A 17,345-nucleotide genomic window follows, 5' to 3' on the forward strand; every position below is an offset into this window, starting at 1 on the left:
CTGACTCCTTTAGATCGCGTGTGCGCGAAGCCGTGGTCCGACCGGCTCCGCCACTTCCAACGGCAGCTGGAGCGACTTGGTCTCGCAGAATTCCGCCAGTCCCTCCAGGCCGCATTCACGGCCGATGCCCGACTGCTTGACCCCGCCGAAGGGGGCGAGCACGTTGAACGGCCCGCCGTTGATGTCCACCTGACCGACCCGCATCCGCCTGGCGAAGGCCTGCGCCCTGCCCAGGTCGGCGGACCACACGGCCCCGTGCAGGCCGTACGCGGTGTTGTCGGCGATCCGGAGGGCCTCTTCCTCGTCCCGATACGGGATGATGGACAGCACCGGGCCGAAGATCTCTTCCTTGGCGATGGTCATGGTGTCCCGCACGCCGGAGAACACGGTCGGGCGCACGAAGAACCCGCGCTCGCATCCCTCGGGGGCGCCACCGCCTCCGGCCAGCAGCGTGGCGCCCTCCTCCACCCCGCTTCTGATGTAGCCGCGCACGCGCTCGCGCGCCTCGTCGGAGATGAGGGGCCCCAGGTCGGTGGAGGAGTCGCGCGGGTCGCCCACGCGATAGCTGCCGGCCAGGCCGGCCGCCAGTTCCGCGGCCTCGTCGTGGCGGCCGGCGGGCACCAGCAGCCTGCTCCACTGCAGGCAGGCCTGCCCGGAGTTGAAGCACATCTGATCCACGGTGGCGGCCACCGCGGGCCGCAGGTCTGCATCCTCCAGCACGACGCTGGCGTTCTTGCCGCCCAGCTCCAGATGGACGCGCTTGACCCGGCCGGCGGCCATCGAGGCCACCTGGCGGCCAGCGCGGACGGAACCCGTCAAGGAGACCAGGTCCACGTGCGGGCTGCGCACCAGGTCGGCGCCGGTGCCCTCGCCCGTGCCCACCACGACGTTGAAGACGCCGGGCGGCAGCCCGCACTCGGCGGTGATCTCCGCGAGCAGGTAGGCGTGTAAGGGCGTGAGCTCGCTGGGCTTGTGCACGACGGTGCAGCCGGCCAGCAGGGCGGGCACCACCTTCTGCAGGGCGAGCAGCAGCGGCACATTCCACGGGGTGATGGCGGCGACCACTCCCGCGGGCTCCTTCAGCACGAGGGAGTTGCCCACGCGCCGCTCGAAGGCGAACCCGGACGCCAGGCCGGCGAAGGACTCCGTCATGGCGATGGCGAGGCCGACCTGCGCCTGCCGTGCGACGGTGACGGGGGCGCCGACCTCGGCGGTGATGACCTCGGCCAGCTCGCCGGCGCGATCGGCCAGCCTGCCGGCCAGCCGCTCGACGAACGTGACCCGCTGCTTCAGCGGGGTCGCCCCCCATCGGGGCAGCGCCCCCCGTGCTGCTTGGGCGGCCCTGTGTGCGTCCCCCGGCGTACCGGCGGGGACGATGGCCAGCAGGCTCTCGTCACTCGGGTCGAGCACGTCGATGCCCTCGACCGCCTCGGAGAGCCGCCAGTCCCCGTCGATCCAGTGTGACTGAACGAGCTGCGCGGACCGCCCCATCGTTACCGCTCCTTCCGGACGGGGAACTCGGTCAGGCCACGGAACTGCGGCGTGTCGGCCTTCCACCGGTGCGGCCGGCCGGGCACGGGGCACAGGCCGGGAACACGCTGGGTGAGCGCCTTGAGCGCCGCGGCCGTGATCACCTGTGCCAGCCCCGCGCCGAGGCAGCGGTGGATGCCGACCCCGAAGCCGACGTGTCCAGAGTCGTGGCGGCGCAGGTTGATCCGGTCGGGGTCCGGCCACCGCTCGGGGTCGCGGTTGGCCGCGCCGCGGACCAGGTAGACGAGCTCGCCCGCGGCGATCGGCTGCCCGGCGATCTCCAGGTCGCGGGTCACCAGCCGGTGCGTGAGCTGCACGGAGGCGTCGTAGCGCAGCACCTCCTCCACGGCGGCGGGAATCAGCGCGGGCTCGGATCTGAGCAGGTTCCACTGGTCGCGCTGCTGGAGGAGGCCGAGGACCCCGTTGCCGATCAGGTCCATGGTGGTGCCGAAGGACGCCAGCGGCAGCAGCAGCAGGTGCGCGAACAACTCACGCTCGTCCAGTCGCAGCCCGTCCTCCGTGCCCTGCTCGCTGAGGGCGATCACCCGGGAGACCAGGTCCTCCTTCGGGCTGTTCCGCCGGTCGGCGATGATCTCGGCCAGATAGGGCGTCATCGCGCTGAACGCCTCGGCGACCGAGCTGCCCGAAGGCGCCACCTGAGTGGGGTCGGCGCCGAGGAAGACCCGCTGCATGTGCCGGATCTCGTACCACCAGTCGGTCAGGCGGATGCCCTCGGCGGGCGGCAGGCCGTACATCACCGCCAGGACGCGTCCGGGAAGCTGATACGCGAAGTCCTTGACCAGGTCGAACTCGCCCTTGGCGGCCGCCTGGTCGATGACCTCGGCGGCGATCTCCTCGATCCGGGGGCGCAGGGCACGGACGTCCCGCCCCCTGAACTCGCTGTTCATGATCCGGCGGACGCGGGTGTGGTCGGGCGGGTCGCGGAAGAGCATCCACTCGGGCGCGAGATCCATGAACTTCTTCATCTCGTCCGAGGAGGTGGGGCCGACCCGGTTGGAGACCATCGCGCCGAGGCGGTGGGAGGAGTACGTCTGGGGATCCAGATGGGCGGCGTACACATCGCTGTGCCGCGTGATCACCCACCCGTTCAGCCGATCGTCCCAGTGGGCGGGCTCCCCCTCCCTGAGCCTGGCGTAGGCGGGGTAGGGGTCGCTCAGGAATTCCTTCCCGAACATGTCGACCCGCACCTTCTGAGATCGAATTTCGGTGCCGACTGTCATCAGCGATCACTTCCTTTTCTAAGGCACACCGATGCCCGCGAAATAAAGAATGGGAAGCATGGGGATAGGCGCAACCCTGCGCACACTTGCGACAAAGGTCGGCCGATTCCCGGCATTTGTCAAGCGGCCGACCCAGCGCGCACGATGGTGAACGTCTCCGAGTTGAAAGGGGCCTGTCGGTGAAGACCGAGAACGCACTACACCACGCGGCGGCTGATAAGCCATCACGTGGAATCAGGGCAACCGTTTCGTCGACGATCGGATTTGCTCTTGACTTGTACGACCTTTATGTGATCGTTTTCGTGGCGCCCACCATCGCGGCGGTGTTCTTCCCGTTCGAGGACACCGCGCTGGCTCTGGCCGGCGCCTATGTGGCGCTGGCCGCCACTTTGATCATGCGGCCGATCGGAGCCGCGCTGATGGGTTCCGTCGCCGACCGCCACGGCCGCAAGCGGGCGATGGTCCTGGCGTTGCTGGGTGTCGGTTGCGTGACGGCGCTCATGGGCCTGCTGCCCGGAGCCCACGCCATCGGTGTCGCCGCGCCGTTGTTGCTGCTGGCCCTGCGCCTGGTCCAGGGCCTGTTCGTCGGCGGAGTCTTCGCCTCCACGCTGACCCTGGCGACGGAGTCGGCCCCGCCGCGCTGGCGTGGGCTCGTCTCGGGCCTGGTCGGCGGGGGCGGAACCGCCCTGGGCAGCCTCCTGGCCGCGCTGGCCCTGTTCGCCGCGACCAGGCTCTTCCCCGGCGACGCCTTCACCGAGTGGGGCTGGCGCGCGATGTTCCTGGCCGGGGGCCTGCCCGTGCTGGTCAGCGTGTTCGTGATGAAGCACGTGGAGGAGTCCCCCGTCTGGACCGCCAAGAAGACCCGCGACGCCAGCCCGCTGGCGCCGCTGCTGGCCCGCGGCCCGCACCGCCGGGCGCTGGTGGCCAACATCGCCGTGGTCTTCGGTGTCGGCACGTTCTTCCTGCTCACCCTGGGACTGCTGCCCAGCTTCCTGCAGGTGGTCAACGGGCTGAGCCTGGCCTCGGTCAGCGTCATCCTGCTGTGGGTCAACCTGCTCGCCTTCGCCTTCGCACCGCTCAGCGGCCATCTGAGCGAGCGGTACGGCAGGCGGCGCGTGCTCCTGTGCACGGCGACGGTCAACGCGGTCGCCCTGCCCGTGCTGTACCTGTGGCTGGCCGCCGTGGACTCCCCCGTCCTGGTCGTGTTGCCGGCGCTCCTGGTGTCGGGGCTGACCATCGCCGCGTTCGGGCCACTGCCCATCTTCCTGAACGAGCGTTTCCCCACCTCGATCCGCGCATCGGGGACGGCCCTGTCGATCAACGGGGGATTCGCCCTGGCCGGACTGGTCCCCGCGGTGGTCAACGCCTTGAGCGGCGGCCCCGCCCAGCTCCCCTATTTCGTCGCGGGCGCTCTGGCCCTGGCCGGCGCGGTCACCGTGACCACCCTTTCGCGCACGTCAGAGCCGAGGCGCGGGCTCACCTGATCGGAGAGGACGATTCATGACAACGCTTTCCGCGGTCCGGCCCTCAGGGGTCCAGATCGCCCCGTGGGTCCCTGCGGGCGAGATTCTCTCGGCCAGTTCGGTGCTGGGCGCCGCGTTCAGCACCATCTGGGTGCCCGACCAGATGCTCTCGCGCAACGCCCACATCCTGATGTCGGCGATCGCCGCGGGCCGCCAGGTGGGGGTGGCCAGTGGCGTGACGATCCCGCTGTCGCGCAACCCCATCGACATCGCCAGCGCGATGGCCACCGTCGCCGAGCTGGTCGCTCCGGACTGCTCGGTGCAGATGGGCGTCGGCACCGGCGGCTCGCTGGTGTCGAGCATGTTCTCCAAGCGCGCGGTGCTCGATCTGCTGCGTGAGTGCATCGGGCTCATCAGGCGGCTGTGGGCGGGCGAGATCGTGCTGCTGCGCGACTACCCGCTGCTGCGCGACCGGCTGGGCTGGCGCGAGGACGCCGTCGCGCAGCTGTCGTTCCCCGTCACCAAGCCGATCCCGATCCTGATGGCCGTGGGCGGACCCAAGACCAGGGACCTGGCCGAGGAGGTCGCCGACGGCATGATCTGCACCAGCACCTATCCGGCGGTGTCGTACACGGCCCTGGAGTCCGGCGATCACGCGATCGTGGGCGAGCTGGTCGCCCTGGTGCGGCGGCGGGCCGCGGCCGGCCGGCCGTTCCGCCTGCTCTATGGCTTGAACTGCTGCGTTTCCCAGGACGGAGAGGCGGCGCGGGAGTTCGCCCGCAGGCAGGCGGCGATCGTCGCCGGCAACCCGGTGTTGTGGCCCGATCTGTCGCGGGCCGGGTTCGACATGGACTCGTGCGCCAAGGTGCGTACGGCGCTGCGCGGTGGCGCCCCCCTGGCCGAGGCCGCGCGGGATGTGTCCGACGACCTGCTTGACGGGCTCCTCATCTCGGGGACGCCCGAGGAGTGCGCCGAGCGGATGAAGGCCGTGGAGCGGACCGCCAGGTCCGCCGGCTTCGGCGAGTTCTATCTCGGCGCGCCGCTGGGACCCGACATCGGCGAGGCGGCCCGGCTGCTGGTCGAGAAGGTGCTGCCCGCGGTCTGGCCGAACGACATGTGGAGGTAGAGGCATGTGTGGAATAGCCGGTTGGGTCGCCTTCGAGCGTGACCTGACCCTGGAGGTGCCGGCGGCCGAGGCGATGGCACGGACCATGGCCTGCCGCGGACCCGACGCGGAGGGCGTGTGGACATCGAGGCACGCCGCGCTGGGCCACCGCCGCCTGTCCATCATCGACCTGGAGGGCGGCGCCCAGCCGATGACCGCCCAGGTGCCTGGCGGTGAGGTCTGCCTGGTCTTCAGCGGCGAGGTCTACAACTTCACCGAACTGCGCGCCGAACTGGAGAACCTCGGTGAGCGGTTCAGGACCGCCAGCGACACCGAGGTCGTCCTGCGCGGCTACCTGCGCTGGGGCGACGGGGTGGCCGAGCGGCTGAACGGCATGTTCGCCCTGGCCATCTGGGATACCCGCGAGGACAGGCTGGTGCTGATCCGCGACCGGCTCGGCGTCAAACCGCTGTACGTCTACCCCACGCGCGACGGGTTGCTGTTCGGCTCGGAGCCGAAGGCGATCCTGGCGCACCCGGAGGCCGGGCGCGTGGTCGACGCCGACGGGTTGCGGGAGTGGCTGGCCTTCGTCATGACGCCCCGGCACGCGATCTGGCACGGCATGCGGCAGGTCGAACCGGCGACCGTCGTCAGCGTGGACGCCCGTGGCACCCGCGAGCGGGTCTACTGGCGGCTGGAGACCCGGCCGCACCCCGATGACCTGGACTCCACGGTCGCCCGCGTGGCGGAGCTCCTCGACGACACGGTGCGCCGGCAGCTGGTCTCCGACGTCCCCCGCTGCGTGCTGTTGTCCGGCGGGCTCGACTCCAGCACGCTGACGGTCCTGGCCGCCGGGCACCTCGGCGCCGAGCGGGTGCCCACCTTCTCGGTGGACTTCGTGGGGCAGGCGGACGGCTTCCTGCCCGACGACCTGCGCGGCACCCCCGACGCACCGTTCGTGCGCGCCGTGGCCGACCATGTCGGCGCCGACCATCGCGACATCGTGCTGGACCACGCGGCGCTGGCCGACCCGGACGTGCGCCGCGAGACGCTGGTCGCCCGCGACCTGCCGGTGGGGTTCGGCGAGATGGACTTCTCCCTGTACCTGCTGTTCAAGGCGATCAACGAGTACTCGACCGTCGCCCTGTCCGGCGAGTCGGCCGACGAGGTCTTCGGCGGCTACCGGCAGTTCCACGACGAGCGGATCCGCTGGGCGCACGAGTTCCCCTGGATCGCCATCAACGCGGGACCGCTCGACCGCGATGCCGTCTGGCTGGACCCGGGTGTACGCGCCGCCCTGGACCTGGACGGATACCGGCGTGGTGGCTACGCCGACGCCGTACGCGGCGTCGGCAGGCTGGACGGCGAGAGCGACCTCGAGTACCGCATGCGGATCATGAGCCACCTGCACCTGACCCGGTTCCTGCGCTTCCTTCTCGAACGGAAGGACCGGCTGAGCATGGCGGCCGGGCTGGAGGTCAGGGTGCCGTTCTGCGACCACCGGCTCGTGGAGTACGTCTACAACGCCCCGTGGTCCATGAAGAACCACGACGGCAGGGAGAAGAGCCTGCTGCGCAGCGCCGTACGCGGCAAGCTCCCGGCGGCCGTCGCGGAGCGGGTGAAGAGCGCCTACCCGTCCACCCAGGACACCTTCTACGTCAAGGCGCTTCAGGAGCAGGCGCGGGAGCTGCTCAGGCAGCCGGGCCACGCGGTCTTCGCGCTGGCCGACCGTCGCAGGCTCCAGGCGGCCACTGCGCAGGAGCCCGCCGCGGTGGACAAGCTGGCCAGGCTCGGCATGGAACGTGTGCTCGACGTCGCGCTCTGGATCGACACCTACCGTCCTGACGTGCGGCTTCCCTGACGGGCATCCCGCTGGCAGGACATCGTCGATGGCCCGCGGAACCACGAAATGGCATCATTCATTTATCGCCCTAATCGCTGAGGAGTCCCTCATGCCAGAAGAAACATTTGTGATCGTGTGCAACCACGAGGAGCAGTACTCCATCTGGCCGGCCGGCCGTGAAATTCCGGGCGGCTGGCATTCCGTGGGCGCCGCGGACACGAAACAGGCCTGCCTTTCGCGCATCCAGGAACTGTGGACGGATATGCGCCCGCTGAGCCTGCGCAAGGCGCTGGCGGAAATCTGACACAGCAGAAGGGGGCGAACCAGGTGACCGTTTTCTCCGGATGGAGCAGTGAGCTCCGCACATTCTTCACCGGCCTGGAACAGGACAATTCTCAGAGTTACCTGGACGCCCATCGCGACCTGTGCCGGCGAGCGGTCCTGGAACCCGCCAGGGCCCTCGCCGCGCACCTGGAACCCCGGTACGGCAGGGCGCGCGTCTTCCGGCTGCGCAAGGACGCGCGCTTCGCCGACGGCCGCAGCCCGTACCACACGCATCTCGGCGTGCAGTTCGCAGGAGACGGAGCCCACCACTACCTGTCGGTGTCGGCCCGGGAACTGATCGCCTCCGTCGGCGTCTTCCGCGCCGGCAGGGCCTGGCTCGCCACCTTTCGCGAGGCGGCCGCCGGGCCGGCCGGCGCCCGCCTGCTGGCGATCGTCTCGGCTCTGGAGTCGGAGGGGTTCGCCATCTCCGGGGAGACGCTGAAGAAGGCTCCCCGCGGTCGCGCGCAGGACCATCCCCACATCCGGCTCCTGCGTCACACCAGTCTCACCGCCACGTGGCGCTGGCCGGCGCCGCTCTGGCTGGACGATCCCGGCGCCGCCGATCTGATCACGGGGGCGTGGGAGCGTGCGGCTCCGCTGAGCGGCTGGCTGCGCCATCATTCGCCCATGGAGGATTGACGTGCCCATCTCCCCTACGAGGACGCGTGCCTCATCGCTCAAGGACTACCAGCGTTCCGCGTGGTCGGGCGGCGACTACACCTCGGTCGCGGGAACCACCACCATCGCCAGCGAACTCCTGGTCGAGCGGCTCGACGTGCGGCCCGGCGAGCGGGTGCTCGACGCCGCCTGCGGCAGCGGCAACGCCACCATCGCCTGTGCCCGGCGCTTCGCCGACGTCACCGGCCTCGACTTCTCCGCGACGATGCTGAAGGACGCCGAGCGGCGCCTGGCGGCCGAGCGGGTGAGCGCGGAGCTCATCGAGGCCGACATCGAGAACATCCCGCTGCCGGACGCCGGCTTCGACGTGGTCGTGTCGGCCTTCGGCGCCATGTTCGCCCCCGACCAGAAGCGCACGGCCGCCGAGCTCCTTCGGGTCTGCAAGCCGGGCGGCCGGATCGGCCTGGCCTGCTGGACGGCCGTCGGCTCCCTGGGCGGCCTGTTCGACATCATGTCGCGCTATATCCCGCCCACGCCCGGCACTCCGCAGCCCACCGCCTGGGGCGACCCCAGCCGGCTGCGCGAGCTGTTCGGCGACGGCATCGACGAACTCGGCGCGACCCGCAGGGAGTTCGTCTTCCGCTACCGCTCGCCCCAGCACTGGCTGGAGCACTTCAAGACCAACTTCGGACCCACCAGCATGGTCTTCTCCGTCCTGCCTCCCCGCCAGTCGGCGGCGCTGGAGCGCGACCTGATCGACATGTGGCGTTCGTGGAACAGGGCTTACGACGGCACGCTGGTCGCGCCCGTCGAGTACCTCGAGGCCGTGCTGATCAAGAAGTCGTGACCACCGTAAGGCTCCCGCGGCGCGTGGTGAGGCCACGCGCCGTCCCCTTCGCCGACAGAACAAGGAGCCAACCATGCAAACCGTCGAGGACCTGGCGGAAGGCTGCCGGGTCGGCTGGCGCAACCACGCCCGGTGCGTCGGGCGGCTGCACTGGCAGTCGCTGCGGGTGCTGGACCGGCGCGACGCGCGCACGGCCGAGGACGTGGCCCGGTCCTGTGCCGAGCATCTGAGGTACGCCACCAACGGCGGCAACATCCGCAACGTGATGACCGTGTTCCCGCCCACCGGCGTCCGGATCTGGAACCCCCAGCTCATCCGCTACGCCGGGTACCGGCAGCCGGACGGCTCCGTCGTCGGTGACCCGCTCAACGCCGACCTGACCGCGATCGCCCAGAGGCTGGGCTGGCAGGGCCGGGGCGGGCGCTTCGACGTGCTGCCGCTGGTGATCGAGATGCCGGGGCAGGAGCCGGAGATGTTCGAGCTGCCGTCCGACGCGGTGCTCGAGGTGGAGATCACTCATCCGGATCTGCCCTGGTTCGCCGAACTCGGGTTACGCTGGCACGCCGTACCGGCGATCTCCAACATGGCTTTCGAGCTGGACGGGATCACCTACACCGCGGCCCCGTTCAACGGCTGGTACGTCGGCTGCGAGATCGGCGCCCGCAACTTCGGCGACGTCGGCCGCTACGACATGCTGCCCGCCGTAGCCGAGCGGATGGGGCTGGACACGCGCACCTCGGCCGGCCTCTGGAAGGACCGCGCGCTGATCGAGCTGAACCAGGCCGTGCTCCACTCCTACCGCGCCGCCGGCGTGCGGATCGTCGACCATCACGTCGCCGCCCGCCAGTTCGTCACGCACGAGGAGCGTGAGTCCGACGCGGGACGATCCACCCCGGCCGACTGGGCCTGGATCGTCCCGCCGCTGTCGGCCAGCACCACGCCGACCTTCCACAGGAGCTACTCGGCCCAGCCCGGCCTGTCGCCCGACTTCCACTATCAGCCCGACCCCTGGAAGTCCGCCGCCCGGTGCCCCGTCGCCGGTCCGCTCCAGGCAGCCTGACGGGACGAAAGGCCGATCACCGGCGGGTGATCGGCCTTTCGTCCGTCAGCCCGCCTCCGCGACCGGGGCCAGGGAGTCCTCGAAGGAGCCGATCAGCGACTCGATGACGGGCAGGCACGTGCCGCACCCGGTGCCCGCCCTGGTCTCCCTGCCGACGGCGGCCGCGGTGCCCGCGCCCGCCAGCCACGCGGTCCTGATCCTGCTCTTGGACACGGCGTTGCACTGGCAGATCGTCGCCGTGCCCGCCAGCGCGGCCGGGTCGGGCCCGGCGTCACCGGCCGCGAGTTCGGGAAAGAGCAGGGACTCTCGCGCGGCGGGCACCTCGCTCTGCCTGTCGTACAGCTGGGTGAGCGTGCCCACGGCGTCGCTGCGGCCCAGCAGGATGGCGCCGGCGAGGCTCCGGTCGCGGATGATCAGCTTCCTGTAGATCCCGGCCGCGGGGTGGCTGAAGGTGACCGTCTCGCCGTTCACGTGCACGTCGCCCAAGGACGCCACCTCAAGGTTGGGCGCCTTGAGCCGGGTGACGATCCGGGATCCACGGTAGCGCAGCGGTTCCCCGGCGAGATGGGCGGCCAGGACCTCCGCCTGTTCCCAGCAGGGGCCGACCAGGCCGTAGGTGACGCCCCGGTGCTGGGCGCACTCGCCGATCGCGTACACGGCCGGGTCGCTGGTGCGCAGCAGGTCGTCCACCACGACGCCCCGCTCGACCGCGAGCCCGGCCGCGCGCGCGAGGGAGGTGACGGGACGCACCCCGCACGAGGCGATCGCGAGGCCGGCCTCGATCGCCGTGCCGTCGGCGAGCATCACCCGGGTGGGCTCGACCGCCGCCACGCTGACGCCGACGTGGACGGCGATGCCGAGGCCGGCCAGCGTCCGGGCGAGGATCTCGCCTCCTTGGGCGTCGAGCTGGCGCTCCATGAGATGGCCGGCCAGATGCACGATGGTCACGCGGACCCCGCGCATGGCCAGCCCGCGCGCGGCCTCGATGCCGAGCAGGCCGCCGCCGATCACGACGGCGTCGCGGACCCCGCGGGTGCGGGCGATGACGCGCTCGCAGTCGTCCAGGGTGCGGAACGGGATGGTGAGCTCGATGCCCGGCATCGGCGGCATGATCGGCTCGCTGCCCGTGGCCAGCACGCAGACGTCGTAGGGGCTGCGGCTGCCGTCCTCGGCGACGACCTGACGCGCGGCGCGGTCGATCGCGGTGACCTTCACGCCGGGGCGGGCGCGCACGCCTTCGGGCAGCGGCATCGTCAGCTGGCTCGCCTGGGTGGTCCCGGCCAGTACGCCGGACAGCAGCACCCGGTTGTACGGCGGGCGCGGCTCGGCGCCGAAGAGGGTGATGTCCGCGTGCCGTAACCGCGCGTCACCGGCCAGCCTGGCGCCGGCCATGCCGTTGCCGATCACTACTATTCTCACGGACAGCCTCCACGCGGACGGCGCACACCTTGAATTCCGGCATGCGCGACATGGGATCCAAAGCCGGATTTGTCAGGAGATTTGCCCCGGGCCAATGGAAGGGCATGAACACCGTGTCGCGCCGGATCGTGGGGGTGATCCTCGCGGGCGCGGTGACGCTGCCCCTGCGGCTGGTGACACGTACGGCCTCGCCGTGCGTCACCGGCAGCTGGGCCGCCAGATCGGGGTGCAGCTCGACGAACGGCCCCGGAGCGGCACGGTTGAGCTCGCGGACCCGGCGGGTCTGCGCGCCGCTCTGGTACTGCTGTGCCACCCTGCCCGTCGTGAGATACACCGGAAAGTCGGCGCAGACGTCCTCCTGCGGAGGGCGGAAGCGGACGGGCACGAACCGCGCCCTGCCGTCGGCGGTGGCGAAGCGGTCCTGGAACATCCGTGTCCCGCCCCAGAACCCGCCGGTGTCGTAGTCGATGCCCGAGTAGTCGACGGGGCCACCGGCGCTGGCCCGCTGAAGTTCGGCGAAGACACGCCGCGGGTCGGGGGAGAACTCACCCGGCGCGTCCAGGCGCCGGGCAAGCTCGCACATGATCTCCAGGTCGGAGCGGACGCCGGGGGGCGGGTCGGCCGCCCGGCGGCGCCGTACCACCTTGCCCTCCAGCGTGGTCATGGTGCCGTCCTCCTCCGCCCACTGGGTGACGGGCAGCACCACGTCGGCCAGCGCGGCGGTCTCGGAGGGGACGATGTCGCACACCATCAGGAAGTCCAGGGCCCGCAGCCGCTCCCGTACCACCGTCGCGTCGGGAGCGGACACGGCCGGGTTGGAGCCGAAGACCAGCATCGCGCGCGGGCCGCCCGGAGTGCCGAGCGAGCGCAGGAGTTCGTGGGCGGAGAGCCCGGGGCCCGGCAGGTCCTGCGGGCGGACACCCCAGACGCCGGCGACGTGGGCGCGGGCGGCGGGATCGCGGATGTCGCGGTAGCCGGGGAGCTGGTCGGCCTTCTGCCCGTGCTCCCGGCCCCCCTGGCCGTTGCCCTGCCCGGTGAGCGTGCCGAAGCCGCAGCCGGGACGGCCGGGAAGGCCCAGGGCGAGAGCCAGGTTGATGAACGCGGTCACCGTGTCGGTGCCCTTGGCGTGCTGCTCGGCGCCGCGCGCGCTCAGCACGATCGCGGGCCGGCGCGCCAGCGCGCGGACCACCTCGCGCAGCTGGTGCGCCGCCACGCCGGTGATGCGCTCCACCCGCTCCGGCCAGTAGTCGTTGGACGCCGCGGCCGCCTGCTCGAATCCGGAGGTACGGCCCGCCACGTAGCCGGTGTCGATGAGGCCGTCGGCGATGGCGAGATGCAGCAGCCCCAAGGCCAGCGCCAGGTCGGTACCCGGGGTGATCTGCAGGTGGGTGCCGGCCAGCTTGGCGGTCGCCGTCCGCCGTGGATCCACCACGATCAGCCGTTTCGCTCCGCGCAGATGCCGCACGAACGGTGGCATGGTCTCGGCCGGGTTGGAGCCCACCAGCAGCACGGTCCGCGCGGCGGCGATGTCGGCGGCGGGAAACGGCAGGCCGCGATCGAGGCCGAAGGCGCGCCGGAGGGCGGCGGCGGCGGAGGACATGCAGAAGCGGCCGTTGTAGTCGATCCGGCTCGTGCGCAGCGCGACGCGGGCGAACTTGCCGAGCAGGTACGCCTTCTCGTTGGTCAGCCCGCCTCCCCCGAACACCGCCACGCCGTCCGGGCCGCAGGCCGCCTGCGCCCGGCGGATCCCGCTGACGGCCCGGCCGAGCGCCTCCTCCCACGTGGCCGGCCGCCCGTCCACCAGTGGCGTGGTGAGCCGGTCCGGCGCGCGCAGCACCTCACCCGCCGTCCAGCCCTTCTGGCACAGGCTCTCGGCGGAGATCAGGCCGCCCGGCGAGACGTCCATGCCGCACTGCAGCGCGCAGTAGGGGCAGTGCGTCCTGGTCATACCCGCGCCTCCGCGAGACTCGGCCGCCACCGCAGCAGGACCGTGCGCAGGTAGCACCACCACGTCACCCCGCAGCACACGAAGTAGAAGATCCCGAACGCGGCCAGGGCCGCGCCGGCGCCGCCGAGGACCGCGTAGGACTCGCCGAACGCCCGGTTGATGAAGAACCCGCCCAGCGCGCCGACGGCGGAGACCAGGCCGAGAGCGGCGGAGGCGGCCCGCCTGCCGCGGCCCGGATCCTGCTCGGTGGCGGTGAAGATGGCCGGGATCATGCGGTAGGTCGAGCCGTTGCCGACCCCGGAGGTCAGGAAAAGCAGCATGAAGGCGCCGAAGAACGCGGGGAAGGCGGCGGAGCCGATCGCCGCCCACACCGCCAGGACTCCGCCGCCCATGAGGGCGAAGTTCCAGAAGGTCACCCTCGCGCCGCCGTACCGGTCGGCCAGCCAGCCGCCCAGCGGCCTGGCCAGCGACCCGAGCAGCGGGCCGACGAACGCCAGGGCCGCGACGGGCGCCTGCGGGAACTCGTTGCGCGCCAGCAGCGGATAGGCGGTCGAGTAACCGATGAACGACCCGAACGTGCCGATGTAGAGAAACGACATGAGCCACGTCTGCCGGTGGCGCGCCACGCGCAACTGCTCACGCGCGCTCGCCCGCGCGCAGGACAGGTTGTCCATCCCCCAGCGCGCGGCCACCGCCGCGATCACCAGCAGCGGCACCCAGACCCATCCGGCGGCGGCCAGCCCGTAGGCGCCGACGACCAGCGGAATGATCACCTGGACGGAGCTGACCCCGATGTTGCCGCCCGCGGCGTTGAGACCGAGGGCCAGGCCCTGCTTGCCCGCGGGGAAGAAGTTGGTGATGTTGGCCATGCTGGAGGCGAAGTTGCCGCCGCCGAGCCCCGCCGTCGCCGCGATCAGCACGAACATCCAGTACGGCGTCGCCGGGTCGCTCACCGCCACGACGAGAAGCAACGCGGGCACCAGCAGGAACAATGCGCTCAGCACGGTGAAATTGGCGCCGCCGACGCGCGCGGGCAAGAACGTGTAGGGAATCCGCAGGACCGAGCCCACCAGATTGGGTATCGCCACCAGCCAGAACAACTGGTTGACGGAAAACGCGTAGTCGCCGAGCTCAAGAATGACCACGCTCCACACCGTCCACAGTGCGAACCCGAAATGCTCCACGAGGATGGACAGGCCGAGATTACGCCAGGCGACTTTCCTGCCCCTACCATGCCAATAAGCCGCGTCATCCGGTCGCCATTCGGCGATCCAGCGGCTTCGCCAAATACCTGTGTCCATGCCTCCCATGATGAAACACACGGGAGCCATGCGCACCCATGGGCAGAAAGGCAGGACGATAATGCTAGAATCCCCCGTCGCCCTCATCCCCCATCATCAGCTATTGATCTTCCTGCTGCAAGTCTGCGCCCTTTTGGTCACGGCCAGACTGCTCGGCGCATTGGTGCGGCGGGTGGGAATTCCCGCCATTGTGGGCGAGCTGGCCGCGGGCGTGCTGCTGGGACCGACCATTCTCGGCAAGGTGACACCGGGCTTCTTCGACTGGTTGTTCCCGCGCGATCCGGCCCAGTTCCATCTGCTGGACGCCGTGGCGCAGCTCGGCGTGCTGCTGCTGGTGGCGCTGACCGGTGCGGAGCTGGACCTGGCCGCCGCACGCAGACGACGCCGTGCGGTCGCCGCCATCAGCGTGGCCGGGCTGCTGGTGCCCCTGTGCCTGGGCGTGGCGCTGGGCCTGCTGATGCCCGCCGGCGTACTCCCCGACGGCTCGAATCCGCCGGTCTTCGCGTTGTTCCTCGGAGTGGTCATGGGCGTGAGCGCGCTGCCCGTCATCGCGAAGACGCTGATGGACCTGGGCCTGTTCGGTCACCGGGTGGGCCAGTTGATCATCACCTGCGGCGCGCTGCAGGACATCGCCGGCTGGCTGCTGCTCATGGTCGTGTCGGCTCTGGCGGTGACCGGCCCGCCCGGCGGGAACCAGGTCCTGCTGCTGGCGTCGCTGCCCGTGATGGCGTGCCTGCTGCTCATCGGCAGGCCCGCGGCACGGGTGGCGTTCGGCGTCGCTGGCCACTCCGGGGTCGCGCTGATCGTGATCATGACGCTGGTCGGAGCGGCGGCCGCGCACGCCGTGGGCCTGGAGCCCGTCTTCGGCGCCCTCGTGGCGGGGCTGGCGATCAGGGCCGCGGCACCACAGGCCGAACAGTCCCTGTCCGTGGTGCGCACCTGGGTGCTGTCGGTGCTGGCGCCGCTGTTCTTCGCCACGGTGGGCCTGCGCCTGGATCTGACGGCGCTGGCGGAGCCGGCCGTGCTCGCCGTGTCGGCGGCGGTGCTCTGCGTCGGCGTCGGCGGGAAATTCGCCGGGGCCTGGATCGGCGGCGCCGTGGCGGGAATGGGCCGGTGGGAACGCCTGGCTGTGGGTGCCGGAATCAACGCGCGCGGCGTGGTCGAGGTGATTATCGCGACCGTGGGGCTGCGCCTCGGAATCGTGGACGGCAGGATGTACACGGTCATCGTGGTGTTCGCGATCGTGACCTCGCTGATCGCGCCGCCGATTTTGCGGTTCACCACCCGCAGAATGCGCACGCCTGAAATAGCGGCTACCGCCGGCGGGACGTCGCCCGCATTGACTGACCCATCGCCGCGAGTATCGTCGTTGCGAAACTAACTATTTTCTTCGTGGAGACTCGTATGAAATTTGGGATTGGCATCGGACGCACATTGACTGCTCAACAGGCGGCCCGTGTGGCGGTATCGGCGGACGAACTCGGGTATGAGCACTGCACCTTCATCGAGTCGCAGAACCTGTGCCGCGACTCGACGGTCATGATGGCCCTCGCGGCGGCGGGAACCACACGGATAAAGCTCGGGCACGCGGTGACCAATCCCTATATCCGCCATCCCGCCGTGCTGGCCAACACGATGGCGACGATCGACGAACTGTCCGGTGGCCGCGCCTTCCTCGGGATCGGCGCGGGCGGCAGCGCGGTCGCCATGGTGGGCCACACCCCGCGGCCCCTGGGCGAGCTGGACGACCTGGTCTCCTTCTTCCGCGCCTTCGTCGCCGGGCAGGAGACGTCCTGGCACGGGGCGCCGATGAAGTCGGGGTGGTCGCGCGGGAGCATGCCGGTCGTGCTGGGCACGCACGGCGCGCGGAGTTGCCGGCTGGCCGGCCGGGTCGCCGATGGCGTGTTCCTGCCCGGCCTGGATCCGTGGATCACGCAGTGGAAGCGTGCCAGAGTGGCCGAGGGCGCCGCGCAGGCCGGCAGGCGCCCGGCCAGCCTCGAGCAGTGGAGCCGCGGGGCCCTGTTCGTCCACGACGACGAGGACCACGCCAGGGAGTTCGTCCGCTCCTACGCGGCCACCTCGGCCTTCTTCCTGTGGCGCTCGGCCGTCAGCCGCACGGAGCCGGTCAACCGCGAACTCGCCGCCGCGCTGCCCGGCGGCGTCGTGGACGAGATGGCCAAGCTCGCCGAGCGCTACCGGTGGGACCAGCACGAGGCGAAGGGCGCGGAACACGCCCGCGACCTGTCCGCCGACCTGATCGACTGCTTCGCGATCTACGGTCCGCCCGCGCGCTGCGCGGAACGCCTGGCCGCCCTGGCCGAGGTGGGCGTCGACGCCGTGTCGTTCACCTTGTACGGCGTGCCGGACAAGGTCGGCATGATCACCCGGTTCATCCAAGACGTGGCCGGTCAGCTCCGCTGACGACTGGAAGGGAATGCCCCGATGCCGTTCATCACGGTGCTCATGCTCCATGGCAAGAACCTGGAGCAGCGCCGCAGGTTCGCAGAAGAGGTCACCAAGTCGGCCGAGGCGACGCTGGGCGCCAGGCCGGAAGAGGTGCGGGTTCGGTTCGTGGAGATGGCACGCGACGATTTCGCGCGAGCCGGGCGGCTGATGTGTGACGAGGTGTGACGACGATGAGTCTGG

The 17,345-nt window shown here is 70.8% G+C and carries 15 protein-coding genes; 10 read left to right on the forward strand and 5 right to left on the reverse strand.

Annotation, left to right across the window (positions count from 1 at the left end; translation table 11 throughout):
- Window positions 1-9 precede the first annotated feature (9 nt).
- Entirely contained in the window at window positions 10-1,491 is a 1,482-nt protein-coding gene (locus tag ACIBKY_RS11090; RefSeq protein WP_397096363.1) for an aldehyde dehydrogenase family protein, read from the reverse strand.
- 2 nt (window positions 1,492-1,493) lie between these two features.
- Window positions 1,494-2,726: a cytochrome P450 gene (locus ACIBKY_RS11095; protein ID WP_397096365.1), complete on the reverse strand. Its 1,233-nt coding sequence runs from the start codon at window positions 2,724-2,726 to the stop codon at window positions 1,494-1,496.
- Window positions 2,727-2,950: 224 nt separating this feature from the next.
- On the opposite strand from ACIBKY_RS11095, the gene ACIBKY_RS11100 reads away from it, so the two are divergent.
- The 7 genes from ACIBKY_RS11100 (at window position 2,951) to ACIBKY_RS11130 (ending at window position 10,031) form a co-directional block, all read left to right on the forward strand.
- Window positions 2,951-4,255, forward strand: coding sequence for an MFS transporter (locus ACIBKY_RS11100; RefSeq protein WP_397096366.1), 1,305 nt, complete (start codon window positions 2,951-2,953; stop codon window positions 4,253-4,255).
- Window positions 4,256-4,271: 16 nt separating this feature from the next.
- A complete protein-coding gene (locus tag ACIBKY_RS11105; RefSeq protein ID WP_397096368.1) occupies window positions 4,272-5,360 on the forward strand; it encodes an LLM class flavin-dependent oxidoreductase in 1,089 nt (362 codons plus the stop codon).
- Window positions 5,361-5,364: 4 nt separating this feature from the next.
- The gene (asnB, locus tag ACIBKY_RS11110; RefSeq protein WP_397096370.1) at window positions 5,365-7,200 is read left to right on the forward strand and encodes an asparagine synthase (glutamine-hydrolyzing); all 1,836 of its coding nucleotides are present in this window, start codon (window positions 5,365-5,367) and stop codon (window positions 7,198-7,200) included.
- 91 nt (window positions 7,201-7,291) lie between these two features.
- Window positions 7,292-7,486, forward strand: coding sequence for an MbtH family protein (locus tag ACIBKY_RS11115; RefSeq protein WP_397096372.1), 195 nt, complete (start codon window positions 7,292-7,294; stop codon window positions 7,484-7,486).
- A gap of 23 nt (window positions 7,487-7,509) precedes the next feature.
- Window positions 7,510-8,145 (forward strand): DUF2461 family protein, encoded by a 636-nt coding sequence (locus ACIBKY_RS11120; protein ID WP_397096374.1) that lies wholly within the window; start codon window positions 7,510-7,512, stop codon window positions 8,143-8,145.
- A 1-nt stretch (window position 8,146) separates the two neighbouring features.
- The gene (locus ACIBKY_RS11125) at window positions 8,147-8,971 is read left to right on the forward strand and encodes a class I SAM-dependent methyltransferase (protein ID WP_397096375.1); all 825 of its coding nucleotides are present in this window, start codon (window positions 8,147-8,149) and stop codon (window positions 8,969-8,971) included.
- 73 nt (window positions 8,972-9,044) lie between these two features.
- Window positions 9,045-10,031: a nitric oxide synthase oxygenase gene (locus ACIBKY_RS11130; RefSeq protein ID WP_397096377.1), complete on the forward strand. Its 987-nt coding sequence runs from the start codon at window positions 9,045-9,047 to the stop codon at window positions 10,029-10,031.
- A gap of 45 nt (window positions 10,032-10,076) precedes the next feature.
- Here ACIBKY_RS11130 and ACIBKY_RS11135 read toward each other — a convergent pair whose 3' ends face one another.
- Genes ACIBKY_RS11135 through ACIBKY_RS11145 form a run of 3 tightly spaced genes read right to left on the reverse strand, consistent with a single transcriptional unit; the run spans window position 10,077 to window position 14,699 of the window.
- Window positions 10,077-11,450 (reverse strand): FAD-dependent oxidoreductase, encoded by a 1,374-nt coding sequence (locus ACIBKY_RS11135; RefSeq protein ID WP_397096378.1) that lies wholly within the window; start codon window positions 11,448-11,450, stop codon window positions 10,077-10,079.
- Window positions 11,398-13,398: a molybdopterin oxidoreductase family protein gene (locus tag ACIBKY_RS11140; protein WP_397096380.1), complete on the reverse strand. Its 2,001-nt coding sequence runs from the start codon at window positions 13,396-13,398 to the stop codon at window positions 11,398-11,400. Before ACIBKY_RS11140 ends, ACIBKY_RS11135 begins: the two co-directional genes overlap by 53 nt.
- Window positions 13,395-14,699, reverse strand: a complete 1,305-nt coding sequence (locus ACIBKY_RS11145; protein ID WP_397096381.1) for an MFS transporter — start codon at window positions 14,697-14,699, stop codon at window positions 13,395-13,397. The genes ACIBKY_RS11140 and ACIBKY_RS11145 overlap by 4 nt, the downstream gene beginning before the upstream one ends.
- A 7-nt stretch (window positions 14,700-14,706) precedes the next feature.
- Here ACIBKY_RS11145 and ACIBKY_RS11150 point away from each other — a divergent pair, with 7 nt between their 5' ends.
- Genes ACIBKY_RS11150 through ACIBKY_RS11160 form a run of 3 tightly spaced genes read left to right on the forward strand, consistent with a single transcriptional unit; the run spans window position 14,707 to window position 17,330 of the window.
- Complete coding sequence (locus ACIBKY_RS11150) at window positions 14,707-16,080, forward strand: cation:proton antiporter (RefSeq protein ID WP_397096382.1); 1,374 nt, start codon at window positions 14,707-14,709, stop codon at window positions 16,078-16,080.
- Window positions 16,081-16,103: 23 nt separating this feature from the next.
- A complete protein-coding gene (locus tag ACIBKY_RS11155) occupies window positions 16,104-17,120 on the forward strand; it encodes an LLM class flavin-dependent oxidoreductase (protein ID WP_397096384.1) in 1,017 nt (338 codons plus the stop codon).
- Between the two features lie 21 nt (window positions 17,121-17,141).
- Entirely contained in the window at window positions 17,142-17,330 is a 189-nt protein-coding gene (locus tag ACIBKY_RS11160; protein ID WP_397096385.1) for a 4-oxalocrotonate tautomerase family protein, read from the forward strand.
- Window positions 17,331-17,345 lie beyond the last annotated feature (15 nt).

Source organism: Nonomuraea sp. NPDC050394 (assembly GCF_044459065.1).
In the GTDB taxonomy this organism is placed as follows: Bacteria; Actinomycetota; Actinomycetes; order Streptosporangiales; family Streptosporangiaceae; genus Nonomuraea.